We start from the raw sequence: 12,335 nt of genomic DNA, 5'->3' as shown, positions 1-12,335 counted from the left end.
GACCAATAGCCGTCGACGGCGTGGGCGATGAATATTCCGACGCTTATGACGCCAAACAGCGCGGTGACTGCATCGAGCATGACAACGATTCCTAAGGCCCAGCGCATCCACCTAACGGCACAGGTCGTTACACAGTCAAAAGAATTCCGGGAGAAGTCGAAATTTGAAAATTGGATGATGATTTTATGCAACACGGTTGCACCAAGCTGGGACAATGGCGCTGGCGCGCGTTTTTCTTGTCCGATGCTGGAACCGACAAGTCCGGATGGCGTTGGCGAGAAGATCAATTCTGGGATGCAGGGTTTTGAAATGGCCTCACCGATCATCAATTTCCAATCCATCCTCGGATATTCGATCTCCGCGCAATACGAAAACCTGCCTGCGGGTTCGCAGGTCGTGCTGGTGAACAAGACCAGCGGCAAGCCTATGCCGAGCCCGGTTACATCGGCCTCCGGGACCGGTCCGCTTTCCATTCAGCTTCCGAACACGTTTCCGGGTGGCGCTTATTTGCTGCAGGCGCAGGACCAGTCCGGTTCCTCTTTGGCGAAAAGCGTCGAGTTCTACGTCGCCTGATCACCGGCATGAATGTGAAGTTCAACTGGGGCGGGCCGGTGGTCGCGCGGTATTAGGCGCCGCTCCGGTCGGGTCCTTGCCGACCCCGGCAAACGCTGCGCCATAGAGGATCATGCACGGGCCACGCGGTTTTTCCGCAGCGAGGCGGGTTGCGATTTCCGCGAGCGTTCCCGCCGTCACCTGAGTGAGCGGCGTGCCCAAGTTTTCGAGCACTACCGTCGGCGTCTCCCGCGACAGCCCATGGGCGATCAACCGCTCAGCCAGGCCAGCGAAGGTCGCCTTGCCCATGAATACGCAGGTCGTGGCAGCAGGATCGGCCAGTGCGGCGATATCGAGGTCGGCCGGCAGTTGGCCGTCGGCGTCGTGGCCGGTGACCATCTGGAGCCGGCGCGCCACCCCTCGTTTGGTGAGCGGAGCGCACAAATAGGCCGCCGCCGCGGTCGCCGTGGTGACCCCGGGCACGATTTCGATCGGCACGCCGGCTGAGCGCGCGGCGACAATCTCTTCGTCGGCGCGACCGAAGATCGAGGGATCGCCGGACTTGATCCGGACCACGCGCTTGCCGAGTTTGGCATAGCCGATCATCAGCCGGTTGACCTCCTGCTGTTTCGGCGAGGGATGGCCGGCGCGCTTGCCGACCGCGACCAGTTCGGTGTCGGGACGCGCGAACGACAGAATTTCGTCGCCGGCGAGGTCGTCGTAAAGGATCACGTCGGCTGCGCGCAGCCGCTCCACCGCGCGCAGCGTCAGCAGATCGACGTCCCCGGGACCGCCGCCGACCAGGGCGATGCTGCCGGACGAAGTCGGTTGGTCCGCCGTCATGACCGAGCCTCTGCCGCGTCGACCATATGGAAAAAGCTTCCGGTGACGCGGCCGCGCCGGCCGCCGGTTTCCGCCGTGCCGGCGCCAGTGGCATCGCAGATCTCGGCCAGCGGCTGGTCGGGCTGCGCCACCACACGGGCATAGTGGAATTCATGGCCGCGCAGCACGCTTCCCGGGGCGTGCCCCGGAATGGCCGCAAGCAGCGTCGCGGTCCGGTAGCCGAGATGCAAACGGCGCTGCGCAAAGTCGGTCTCGAGCCCGAGCAGTCCCAGCATCGCGTGACGGGTCCCGCCGGCGTCGATCAACCCCGCGCCGAGCGTCATGTAGCCGCCGCACTCGCCATGCACCGGATGGTTCTGCGCGAAGGCGCGGATTCCGTCGGCGAAGCGTGACGCGGCGGCGAGCCGGCCGGCGTGCAATTCCGGATAGCCGCCGGGAAGCCAGGCGACATCGCAGGAAGGGTCGGGCGGTTCGTCGGCGAGCGGCGAGAAGGGGACGATCTCGGCGCCCGCCGCGCGCCAGCCCGCTACCAGATGCGGATAGATGAAAGAAAACGCCGCGTCGCGCGCCAGCGCGACCCGTTGCCCGGGTGGAAGGAGGCGAGGTGTCGCCGTACGCGGTTGGCGCCGCGTCGGACGAGCCGCCGCTTCGAGCGCCGCCAGATCGAGATCGCGCTCGACCAGATCGGCCAGCGCCGTGAGCTTTCCAGCCAGCGAAGAGTCTTCCTGCGCCTGGACCAGTCCGAGATGGCGCTCGGGCAGGGTCAGCCCGTCGTCACGTCCGATCGCGCCGAACACGGCAACACCGCTCCGTGAAAACCCGTCGCGAACCAGCGCGGCATGGCGCGCGCTCGCGACCTTGTTGAGGATGACGCCGGCGATCGCGACGTCCTCGCGATAGCGCGCAAAACCAAGTGCGACCGCCGCTGCGGATTGCGCCTGACCGGAGACATCGAGCACCAGCACCACCGGCCAGCCGGTTGCCGCGGCAATATCGGCGGTCGAGCCGTTGCCCCAGGCGCCCGGCGTGGCGACGCCGTCGAAGAGCCCCATCACGCCCTCGGCGATGCAGATGTCTGCATCGTAGCCGGCATCCAGCAGCGCCTCGAACCGGTCGCGTCCCTGCGCCCAGGAATCCAGGTTGAACGAGGCGCGGCCGGCGGCCAGCGTGTGGAAAGCTGGATCGATATAGTCGGGACCGCATTTATAGGGCTGCACGATGCGGCCGCGGCGGCGCAGCGCGGCGAGCAGCGAAAGCGTCAGCGTGGTCTTGCCGCTGTGGGAGGCGGGTGCTGCGATGATGAGTCCCGGTGCGTTATTGCCCGCCACGCCTGTCCTCCGCTGACGGCCGGAACCGGCGATCGTAATTTGCATCATACAGAGCGCTGTCGGCGAAATCCTGCGCGGCGAGCGCCGGTCCGACCAGGATCAGCGCGGTGCGCTCGACGTTTGCGGCCCGCACCTTGGCGGCGATGGTCGACAGCGCGCCGCGAATGATCAACTGCTCCGGCCAGCTCGCGCGCACCACCACGGCTGCGGCGCCGTCGGCGCCGTAATGCGGCATCAGTGTCGCCGTCACCTCGTCGAGCACATGGATCGACAGATGGATCGCCAGCGTCGCGCCGGTTGAGGCGTAGACGGCAAGGCTTTCTCCCGCCGGCATCGCCGAGGCGCGGCCGGAGGTTCGGGTCAGCACCACGGTTTGCGCCACGCCCGGTAGGGTTAGTTCGCGTCCGAGCACGGCGGCGGCGGCGGCGAAGGAGGGCACGCCCGGCGTGACGGTGTAGGGAATGCCGTGGCTTTCGAGCCTTCGGATCTGCTCGCCCATCGCGCTCCACACCGAGAGATCGCCGGAATGCAGCCGTGCCACGTCGAGGCCAACGTCATTCGCTGCAACGAATTCGCCGGTGATCGCGTCGAGGTCGAGCGGCGCGGTGTCGACTACCCGTGCGCCGGGTGGGCACAGCGCGATGATTTCGCGCGGCACCAGCGATCCCGCAAACAGGCACACCGGACAGCGCGCCACCAGATTTTGGCCACGCACGGTGATGAGATCGGGCGCGCCGGGGCCAGCGCCGATGAAATGGACGGTCATGGCGCTCTATCCTCGACAAGGGCGACGGCGGCGGTAGCCGTTCGATCGGCCGATACGATCCGGGTGACGACGAGGCGCGCGCCTTCGCCGGCGGCGGCGAGCGCGGTCGCTTCGCAAACGCTGCCGACGCCGCGATATTTCTTCACCTGCGCCGATCGCGTGGCGACGTGTGCATCGGCCACGCCGATCGCCCCCGCGGCGACCGTCTCGATCGCAAGCTGCGCGGTTTGCGCCGCCGCAATCAGGCCGGGATGCGCGGCCTTGTCTTCGAGCACGGCAAGCAGGCTCGCCGCGCCCGGCATGGCGGCCTGGGCGCTGGCGTTGGTCACGACTTCGCCAATCGACCGGGCGCTGGCCTCGTCGCGAAAACCCACGCCTATGACCAGCCGGCTCATTTGGTCACGCTCCATTGCACCACCGGCATCGCCGGACGCCAGCCGGTGAGGCCGCCGACCGGGTCGGCGCGCTCGATCGACAGCCGCAGCAAGGCGCCGCCATGGCGGGCCTGCCAGCCGATCAGGATCGCCTCGGTTTCCAATGTCACGGAATTGACCACCAGCCGCCCGCCTGGCGGCAACGCCTGCCATGCCGCATCGAGCACGCCGTCCCGGCTGGCGCCACCGCCGACGAATACCGCGTCCGGCGTCGGCAGCCCTTTCAGCGCATCGGGCGCGGTGCCAAGCCGGAGATCGAGATGTGGCACGCCGAGTGAATCCGCATTGGCGCGGGCATTTTGCAGCCGGTCCTCGCGCGCCTCGATGCCGATGGCGCGATTGGCGGGATGGGCGAGCAGCCATTCGATGCCGATGGAGCCTGCGCCCGCGCCGACATCCCACAACAATTCGCCACCGCGTGGCGCCAGCGTCGACAGGCTGACCGCGCGAATCTCGCGTTTTGTCAGTTGACCGTCATGGGCGAATAATTCATCCGGCAATCCGACCACGCGCGGGATGACGTGTGCGCCGGGCGCCGCGACGGCCTCGATCGCGATCGCCACCGGGGCGTTGACATCGTCAAAGACGAACGCCGCGGCCGTCGCGGTGCGGATGCGCTCGCGCGGGCCGCCAAGCGTTTCGAGTATGGTGAGGCGCGATGGCCCAAAGCCCAATCCGCTGAGATAGGCCGCGACCTGTGCCGCTGCTGCGCCGTCGCGCAGCAACACGATCAGGCGTGCACCGGTCCGCAAATGCGGGCGCAGCAAGGCCAGCGGTCGTGCGTGCAGGCCGAGCGTGACGGTTTCTTCCAGCCGCCAGCGCAGCCGCGAAGCGGCCCACGCGAAACTCGACGGCGCCGGCACCACGGTCGTCTCGGCCGCCGGGATGGCGTCGGCGATCACCGAACCCGCGCCGTACCAGAACGGGTCGCCCGAGCACAGCGCGACCACGCGTTTGCCGCGATGCCTGAGCAGCATTGGGATCGAGGCGGCGAACGGGCTCTCCCAGGCCAGCGTCGGCTTGCCCAGGGATGCCACCAGCGCCAAATGCCGTGCCCCGCCGGCGACCAGTTCCGCGCCCGCGAGCCGTTCGCGCGCCGCCGCCGACAGCCCGTCGAGCCCGTCCTCGCCGATCCCGACAATGGACAACCAGGGCGCCGGCATGTCATCGCTGCCCGCCATGACATCCTCCCTGGCGACACGATTGCGCGTGCTGATCCTCGGCGGCACGGCCGAGGCCAACCGGCTCGCGCAAGTGGTGGCAAAAGATCCCCGCATCTACGCGGTATTGTCCTATGCCGGCCGCACCGAAAATCCGGCGAAACCTCCGATTGCCTGGCGCGTCGGCGGGTTCGGCGGCATCGACGGCCTGAAACATTACCTCATGGCCGAAAACATCGCGCGCGTCGTTGACGCCACGCATCCCTTCGCCGCGCAAATGAGCTCGCATGCGATTGCCGCCTGCGCCGCCGCCAATGTGCCGTTGCTGGCGCTGGAGCGCCCGCCCTGGCAGGCGGTCGCCGGCGACCGCTGGATCGAGGTCGACGATATCGGGGCTGCGGCCGCAGCCCTCGGCGCCGCGCCGCGTCGGGTGTTTCTCGGCATCGGGCGGCAGCATCTTGCGGCATTCGCCCCGCATCCACAGCACGCTTATCTGGTCCGGCTGGTCGATCCGCCGCGCGCGCCGTTGCCGTTGCGCGATGCCGAAATGGTGGTGGCGCGCGGACCGTTCGACCGCGCCGGCGAGCGCGCCATGCTGACGAAATTTTGCGCCGACATGATCGTGGCCAAGAACGCCGGCGGCAATCAGGTTTCGGCGAAAATCGACGTTGCGCGCGAACTGGCGCTGCCGGTGATAATGATCCGCCGGCCTTTTGTCCCGGCGCGGCAAAAAGTCGAGACCGTCGACGAGGTGCTGCATTGGCTCGGTCATGATGCAGCTCCGGCCGAGCGTGGCGTATAAACGAAAGCGGGGCGGCCGGAGCGCGCGATCAGCCGCGTCTGCGACGACCCGATCAGCACCAGCGTGCGCATATCGGCTCGATCGGCCATCGCATCACGCAACGTCGTCGTATCGATCGTCTCCCCGGCATCGCTGACGGCGCTTGCGAATATCACGGGAACGCTATCAGGCAATTCCCCGCGCAGCAGCTCCAAGGCGCGGCCGAGCTGCCAGGGGCGCGCTTTCGAAAGCGGATTGTAGAGCGCAATCACGAAACCAGCCTGCGCCGCCAGCCGCAGCCGGCGCTCGATCAGCTCCCACGGTTTCAGATTGTCCGACAGGTTGATGGCACAGAAATCATGCCCGAGCGGGGCGCCAATCCGCGCTGCGGCGGCGAACATCGCGCTAATGCCGGGCAGCACCCGGATGTCGAGATCGCGCCATGCGGGATCGCCGGCATCGATCGCCTCGAACACGGCGGCCGCCATCGCGAACACGCCGGGGTCGCCCGAGGAGACCACAACGACTCGTTTGCCCTGTGCCGCGAGCCGTAGCGCGAGACTAGCGCGATCGAGCTCCTCGCGATTGTCGGAGCCGTGGCAAGTCAAACCGGGGCGCGCCGGCACGCGCGCGACATAGGGTCCATAGCCGACGAGATCGGAGGCCTCGGAGAGCGCCTGCGTCACCTCCGGCGTGATCAGCTGCGCAGCTCCCGGCCCGAGGCCGGCGATGGCGAGCCAGCCGCTCATGGCCGCCGCCCGCGGCCGTGGACCAGTATCATTGAGAAATAGGGCGCCTCGTCGTCGGTCTTGTCGGCGAGCCGCATCACCTTTTCGCCGGCCATGGTGCCGCGCTCGACATAGACGGCCCGCTCCGTAAGACCCGCGGCGCACAGCGCGCGGCGCACCTTTGGCAGATTGCGGCCGAGCTTCATCACGACCAGCGCATCGATCGACCGCAGGCGTTCGCGCAGGCTCGCCTCGTCCAGCGTCGCCGGCACCACGGTCAGCACGTCGTCGCCAAAGGTAATGGGCACGCCGCTAGCGGTCCAGCAGCCGGACATGCCGGAAATGCCGGGCACCACCACGATCGGCGCGCGGCCGGTGAGACGGCTGTGCAGATGCATGAAGGAGCCATAGAGGAATGGATCGCCCTCGCAGAGCACGGCGACGTCGCGACCCTCAGTGACATGGGCCAGCAGCCGCCGCACGCAATCGTCGTAGAAGGATCGCAGCGTGTCGCCATAGGCCGGGTCTTCCAGCGCGATCTCGGTGGTGACGGGATATTCCAGGGCTTCCTCGATCACCCCGGGTGCGAGCATGCCCTCAACCAAAGTGCGGGCGTTGCCGGGCCGTCCGGGCTTTCGGAAATGAGCGATCACGCCGGTGCTCGCGATCAGCCGCGCAGCTTTGACGCTGATTAACTCCGGATCGCCGGGGCCGAGGCCGATGCCGTAGATGATGGCTGGCGCGCTCATTCGGTTTCGCTCGCAACTGCATTAAGGGCGGCGGCCGCCATGGCGCTGCCGCCGCGCCGGCCGCGCACGATGACGCTTGGCACGCGTTCACAGGCGCGCAGCGCCTCCTTGGATTCGGCGGCGCCCACGAATCCCACGGGCATGCCGATCACCGCGGCCGGCGGCGCGACGCCGGGTTCATCAAGGATTTCGAGCAGGCGGAACAGCGCGGTCGGCGCATTGCCGATCACCACGACTGATCCCGCCAATTGCTTCCGCCACAGATCTACCGCCGCGGCACTCCGGGTCGTGTCGTGGGCTGCGGCAAGCGACGGCACGCGCGGGTCGGACAGCATGCAGATCACGGCATTGTCGGCCGGCAGCCGCGTTCGCGTAATGCCATGCGCCACCATCTGGGCATCGCAAAAGATCGGCGCGCCGGCACGCAATGCCGCCGCGGCGGCGGCACTGAACGCCTTCGAAAACACGATGTCGTCGACGATATCGACCATGCCGCTGGCATGGATGATGCGCACGACGACCTTTTCATCGGCGGCAGCGAGGTGGTCCAGCTTCGCCTCGGCGCGGATGACCGCAAACGAGCGGCGGTAGATCGCGGCGCCGTCCTTTTCGTAGGCGTAACTCATGACCGAACCCCCGCGCCGGTCGATGCGACCGCAATCGTCTCGACCGCGCTGTTGCGCCGCGTCGTCCAATAGCCGGCGTCCCGCATCTGCTGGAAGCGCTGCCGCATGGCGGCTGCTGCTTCCGGATTTGCCCGTTCGATGAACTGACGCACCTCGTCGTCGCCAAGCGTTGCGCCGTAATACAGATCGAAGTGATGGCTCGCGACCGCGCCGGCCAGATGCGCAAACAGCGCCATCTGGTCGAGCGTGGAGGCGATTTCGGCGGCGCCGCGAAAGCCGTGCCGCATCTGGCCCTCGAGCCAGCGCCGGTTGGCGGCACGCCCGCGAACCACGCGCGCGATCTCCTCCGGCAGCGTCCGCATGCGCGGCGCATCGGGGTTAGATGTGTCGGCGTGGTAAAGCGCGGGCGTAGCGCCGCCGAGTTTGCGCGACGCAGCGGCGAAGCCGGCTTCGTGCGCAGCAAAATCTGGCGCGGTCAGGAGGTCGGTCTCGGGCAGATCCTGGGGGTGGACGAACGTATCGCTGAGGGCGGTGCGTTTTTCCAGCGCCGCACGCGCGGCAATGCCGTCCCGGGCGCCGCCATAGGCAAAGGCGCTGGCCGCGAGCCAGGCTTCGCCGACGTCCTCGGCTGTTGCAGGCGTAAACTCGGTGACCGTCTCGACGACGCCGACACCATAGTCGCCGGGCGCGGGCCCGAACACGCGCGGGCCGGCGGCGGCACGATAGGGATTTTCCTCATCCGGCTCGTCGCGCGCGGCCAGGGCCGCCGCCGCTTGCTCGAACATCACTGGCAGGGTCGAAAACACATCCCGGAACAGGCCGGAAATACGCAGCGTTACATCGATCCGTGGCCGCCCGAGCACGGCCAGCGTGATCACGTCGAAGCCGGTGACGCGGTCTGAGGTCGTGTCCCACACGGGTGCCACGCCCATCAGGCGCAGCGCCATAGAAAATTCCTCGCCGGCGGTGCGCATGGTCGCCGAGCCCCAGAGGTCCAGCATGACGTTGCGTGGATAGTCGCCGTGATCCTGCAGATGGCGGGTTAGCAAGGCGTCGGCGAGACGTTCGCCCTGTTCGGTGGCGCTGCGGCTTGGCACCGCGCGGGTGTCGATGGTGAAGAGATTGCGCCCCGTCGGCAGCACGTCGCGCCGTCCGCGCCATGGTGAGCCCGCAGGTCCCGGCGAGACATGCTTGCCGTCGAGTGCGGCGAGCAGGGCGGTGCGTTCGCCCAAGGCGCAGGCTTCGAACGGCATTGCGGCCTGATCCGCGACCGGCACGCGACCGAAGACGTGGAGGCCGTCGGCGACCAGCGTGGTCTTGACGTCGCAGACAAAACTATCGAGCCGTACCACGGCCTCGCGCGGCGTCATCGTGTCGGAAAGGCCGCTGTCGCGATCGAGGCCGGATTCGGCTGCGGTGTCGATGATGGCGCGCGCCAGCCGCTCGCGCCGGCGGGGATCGAGGCCCTCGGCGACGGAATATTCGTCGAGCAGGCGTTCGATCGTGTGCAGTCCCGAGGGCAATTTGCCGGCACTGATCGGCGGCGTCATGTGTCCGATGGTGACGGCGCCGAGCCGGCGTTTCGCGGCCGCAGCCTCGCCGGGATTGTTGACGATGAAGGGATAGATCACGGGCGTCGGACCGAGCAACGCCTCGGGCCAGCACGCCGACGACAGCGCCACCGATTTTCCCGGCAGCCATTCCAGCGTGCCATGGGCGCCCATATGGATCAGCGCGTCGCATTTGACGGCATGACGGAGCCACAGATAGAACGCGACGTAAGCGTGCCGCGGCGATCGCCGGGGATCGTGATATTCGGCGGCGCGATCGGCGCGCTGGCCGCGCTCCGGCTGCACTGCAATCAGCGCATGCCCGCAATGGATCGCCTTGAAGACGAAATCACCGTTGTCGAATGCCCCGTCGCTTTCCGGCGTTCCCCATTGCAACGCGAGGTCGACGACCATCGCCGGGTCAAGGCCGGCGAGGGCGGCACGGTAGCTTTGCAGCGGCCAGCGGATGGCCTCTGCTTTCAGGCGGTCGATCAGCGCTGTGCCGTCGACCGGTGGGTTGGCGATCGCGTAACCTTCATCGCGGAGGAAATTCAGTGCCTCGATGGTGCTCTCGGGCGCGTCGAGGCCGACGGCGTGCGCCATCTGGTCCTCGCGTCCCGGATAGGCCGACAGCACGACGGCAACGCGCTTGTCGGCGTGCGCGGTTCGCCGCAGCGAAAGCCAGGCCAGCGCGCGCCCGACGACGGCACTGATGCGGTCGTCGTCGCCGCGATGAATCGTGCGGGCGTAGCCCAGTTCGGGATCGGTGGTTTCGACCTGCTTGAACGAGGCGACGCCGGCGAACAGGCGGCCGTCCAGTTCCGGCAGCACGACGTGGATCGCAAGGTCGGACGGCGACAGCCCGCGGTCGGCCTCGGCCCACAGCTCACGGGTCGAGCCCGAAAGCGCCACCTGCAACACGGGCGCATCGACAACATCGAAGGGTGGGCCAGCGCCGCCATCGCCGCGCGCCGAAAACGCGGTCGCGTTGATGATCACGTCAGGCGCGATTTTCCCGATCCATTGCCGCAACCAGCCGTCGCTTTCCGGATCTTTCAGGCTGGTGGCAAACAGGCCGATCGGCCTGACGCCGCGGCGGGAAAATTCGCCGATCAGCCGATCGACCGGATCGGTGTCGGAGGCCGCGAGAATGGCGCGATAGAACACCACCAGCACGATCGCCGCGCCGCCGGCCGCAATGTCGAGATCGGCTGGCTCGATTACACCCTTGCCCGGAGCATAAAAGCCGTGGCGCGCCAGTCCTGCGCGGGCGACCGGCGGCACCGCCCGCAGGCCGGCAGCGAGCGCGAGTTGCGCCAGCGCGGCGCGCGCGCTATCCGCGCCGCCGCTGTCGCAGAGCGATTTCAGCCGGCGCAGCGTCGACGGCGGCAGGTTCGACGCCGCGTCGAGCCGCGGATCGGGCCTGCCGTCGCCGGGCACGACGGCCAGCGCTATTCCCTGGGCCGCCGCCATCGCGCTGACCTGCTCGATGCCGTAACGCCAGTAATCGACGCCGCCGAGCAGGCGAATGAGAATGCCGCGGGCGCCCGACAGGGTCTTCTCGATGTAGAGATCGACCGAAAGCGGATGGGTCAGGCGGCGCAAATTGGCCAGCCGCAGCCCGGGCAGCGTCGCGCGTCCGCCGCGCCACGCCGCCGCGAAGGCGCTGAGATCGCTATCGGCAAACGACAGCACGACGAGGTCCGCCGGCGCCTGGCCGAGATCCTCGGCGGCGGCGGTCTCCTCAAATCCATGCCGTTCCCGCAGCAGGATGTGCATGCGTCACCCCGTCAGCACAGCGGTGATCGCGCCATGATCGATGCCGCGTTCGCCGATCACGACGATCCGCGAGATGCGTTCTTCGTCGGCGCGCCAAGGCCGGTCGAACTGCGCGCGCACGCGGGTGCCGACGCCCTGCACCAACAATCGCATCGGTTTCCCCGCGATGGCGACATAACCCTTGGCGCGCAAGACGCTGTGGTCGCGCGCGATCATCTCCATCCTTGCCACAATCGTCTCGGCATTGGCGTCTGATGGCAGCGTCACCACGATGGTCTCGAAATCGTCGTGATCATGGGCGTCGTGATCCTCGTGATGGCTCGGCCGCGCGTCGAGATCGTTTTCTGCCGCCGCACCGAGGCCGAGCACGACGCGCGGATCGACGCGGCCTTCGATAACGTCCAGCACTGGAATGTTGCGCGGCGCCTCGGCCAGCACGGTCTTTCGCGCCTGCGCGAGACGGTCGGGAGTGACGAGGTCGGCCTTGTTGAGGATGACGATGTCGGCGCAGGCGACCTGATCCTCGAACACTTCGCCGAGCGGGGTGTCGTGATCGATGCTGCTGTCGGCAAGCCGCTGCCGCGCGATGGCCGCGAGATCGGGCGCGAAGCGCCCATCGGCAACCGCCTCGGCGTCCGCAACCGCAATCACGCCGTCGACCGTGATGCGCGATCGCAGGTCTGGCCATTCGAAGGCCTTCAGCAGCGGTTTTGGCAGCGCGAGCCCCGAGGTTTCGATCAGGATGTGCTCGGGCGGCTGCGGCCGCGCTAGCAGCGCCGCGATGGTTGGAATGAAATCGTCGGCGACCGTGCAGCACAGGCAGCCATTGGTGAGCTCGACGATGGCATCCTCGGGGCAATTGGCGTCGGCGCAACTTTTCAGGATTTCGCCGTCGATGCCGAGGTCGCCGAACTCGTTGACCAGGATCGCGAGCCGGCGCCCTTGCGGATTCTGCATCAGATGGCGCACCAGCGTGGTCTTTCCCGCGCCGAGGAAGCCGGTGATGATGGTGACGGGGACTTTTTCGATCGACATGAGA

12 protein-coding genes are annotated in these 12,335 nt (G+C 67.7%); 2 read left to right on the top strand and 10 right to left on the bottom strand.

Going from position 1 to position 12,335, the window contains the following annotated elements; translation table 11 throughout:
• Nucleotides 1–27 precede the first annotated feature (27 nt).
• Nucleotides 28–573, top strand: a complete 546-nt coding sequence (locus VK804_RS17320; RefSeq protein ID WP_325372404.1) for a hypothetical protein — start codon at nt 28–30, stop codon at nt 571–573.
• 21 nt (nt 574–594) lie between these two features.
• Here VK804_RS17320 and cobA read toward each other — a convergent pair whose 3' ends face one another.
• Genes cobA through cbiE form a run of 5 tightly spaced genes read right to left on the bottom strand, consistent with a single transcriptional unit; the run spans nt 595 to nt 5,104 of the window.
• Entirely contained in the window at nt 595–1,395 is an 801-nt protein-coding gene (gene cobA, locus VK804_RS17315) for a uroporphyrinogen-III C-methyltransferase (RefSeq protein WP_325372402.1), read from the bottom strand.
• A complete protein-coding gene (locus VK804_RS17310) occupies nt 1,392–2,723 on the bottom strand; it encodes a cobyrinate a,c-diamide synthase (protein ID WP_325372400.1) in 1,332 nt (443 codons plus the stop codon). Before VK804_RS17310 ends, cobA begins: the two co-directional genes overlap by 4 nt.
• Nucleotides 2,710–3,489, bottom strand: a complete 780-nt coding sequence (gene cobM, locus VK804_RS17305) for a precorrin-4 C(11)-methyltransferase (RefSeq protein WP_325372398.1) — start codon at nt 3,487–3,489, stop codon at nt 2,710–2,712. The genes VK804_RS17310 and cobM overlap by 14 nt, the downstream gene beginning before the upstream one ends.
• Entirely contained in the window at nt 3,486–3,884 is a 399-nt protein-coding gene (locus tag VK804_RS17300; protein WP_325372396.1) for a cobalamin biosynthesis protein, read from the bottom strand. The genes cobM and VK804_RS17300 overlap by 4 nt, the downstream gene beginning before the upstream one ends.
• The gene (gene cbiE / locus VK804_RS17295) at nt 3,881–5,104 is read right to left on the bottom strand and encodes a precorrin-6y C5,15-methyltransferase (decarboxylating) subunit CbiE (protein WP_325372394.1); all 1,224 of its coding nucleotides are present in this window, start codon (nt 5,102–5,104) and stop codon (nt 3,881–3,883) included. Before cbiE ends, VK804_RS17300 begins: the two co-directional genes overlap by 4 nt.
• Here cbiE and VK804_RS17290 point away from each other — a divergent pair.
• Entirely contained in the window at nt 5,085–5,885 is an 801-nt protein-coding gene (locus tag VK804_RS17290; protein ID WP_325372392.1) for a cobalt-precorrin-6A reductase, read from the top strand. The two genes, cbiE and VK804_RS17290, sit on opposite strands and share 20 nt — an antisense overlap.
• On the opposite strand, the gene cobJ is transcribed toward VK804_RS17290, so the two are convergent.
• Genes cobJ through cobW form a run of 5 tightly spaced genes read right to left on the bottom strand, consistent with a single transcriptional unit; the run spans nt 5,852 to nt 12,331 of the window.
• Entirely contained in the window at nt 5,852–6,613 is a 762-nt protein-coding gene (gene cobJ / locus VK804_RS17285) for a precorrin-3B C(17)-methyltransferase (protein WP_325372390.1), read from the bottom strand. The two genes, VK804_RS17290 and cobJ, sit on opposite strands and share 34 nt — an antisense overlap.
• Entirely contained in the window at nt 6,610–7,341 is a 732-nt protein-coding gene (locus VK804_RS17280; protein WP_325372388.1) for a precorrin-2 C(20)-methyltransferase, read from the bottom strand. Before VK804_RS17280 ends, cobJ begins: the two co-directional genes overlap by 4 nt.
• Nucleotides 7,338–7,967 carry a precorrin-8X methylmutase gene (locus VK804_RS17275; RefSeq protein ID WP_325372387.1) on the bottom strand — a complete coding sequence of 210 codons (630 nt, stop codon included), beginning with the start codon at nt 7,965–7,967 and terminating at the stop codon, nt 7,338–7,340. The genes VK804_RS17280 and VK804_RS17275 overlap by 4 nt, the downstream gene beginning before the upstream one ends.
• A complete protein-coding gene (cobN, locus tag VK804_RS17270; protein WP_325372386.1) occupies nt 7,964–11,296 on the bottom strand; it encodes a cobaltochelatase subunit CobN in 3,333 nt (1,110 codons plus the stop codon). The genes VK804_RS17275 and cobN overlap by 4 nt, the downstream gene beginning before the upstream one ends.
• Before the next feature lie 3 nt (nt 11,297–11,299).
• Nucleotides 11,300–12,331, bottom strand: a complete 1,032-nt coding sequence (gene cobW, locus VK804_RS17265) for a cobalamin biosynthesis protein CobW (RefSeq protein ID WP_325372384.1) — start codon at nt 12,329–12,331, stop codon at nt 11,300–11,302.
• Nucleotides 12,332–12,335 lie beyond the last annotated feature (4 nt).

The sequence above is a fragment of the Bradyrhizobium sp. genome, from assembly GCF_035484855.1.
GTDB lineage: Bacteria > Pseudomonadota > Alphaproteobacteria > Rhizobiales > Xanthobacteraceae > Bradyrhizobium.
This window is presented reverse-complemented; position numbering and strand designations above follow the sequence as displayed.

Bases quoted from the DNA above. Each gene is read 5' to 3' on its own strand.
- VK804_RS17320 (WP_325372404.1), top strand. From the start codon at position 28: ATGAATATTCCGACGCTTATGACGCCAAACAGCGCGGTGACTGCATCG.
- cobA (WP_325372402.1), bottom strand. From the start codon at position 1,395: ATGACGGCGGACCAACCGACTTCGTCCGGCAGCATCGCCCTGGTCGGC.
- cobM (WP_325372398.1), bottom strand. From the start codon at position 3,489: ATGACCGTCCATTTCATCGGCGCTGGCCCCGGCGCGCCCGATCTCATC.
- VK804_RS17300 (WP_325372396.1), bottom strand. From the start codon at position 3,884: ATGAGCCGGCTGGTCATAGGCGTGGGTTTTCGCGACGAGGCCAGCGCC.
- VK804_RS17290 (WP_325372392.1), top strand. From the start codon at position 5,085: ATGTCATCGCTGCCCGCCATGACATCCTCCCTGGCGACACGATTGCGC.
- cbiE (WP_325372394.1), bottom strand. From the start codon at position 5,104: ATGGCGGGCAGCGATGACATGCCGGCGCCCTGGTTGTCCATTGTCGGG.
- cobJ (WP_325372390.1), bottom strand. From the start codon at position 6,613: ATGAGCGGCTGGCTCGCCATCGCCGGCCTCGGGCCGGGAGCTGCGCAG.
- VK804_RS17280 (WP_325372388.1), bottom strand. From the start codon at position 7,341: ATGAGCGCGCCAGCCATCATCTACGGCATCGGCCTCGGCCCCGGCGAT.
- VK804_RS17275 (WP_325372387.1), bottom strand. From the start codon at position 7,967: ATGAGTTACGCCTACGAAAAGGACGGCGCCGCGATCTACCGCCGCTCG.
- cobN (WP_325372386.1), bottom strand. From the start codon at position 11,296: ATGCACATCCTGCTGCGGGAACGGCATGGATTTGAGGAGACCGCCGCC.
- cobW (WP_325372384.1), bottom strand. From the start codon at position 12,331: ATGTCGATCGAAAAAGTCCCCGTCACCATCATCACCGGCTTCCTCGGC.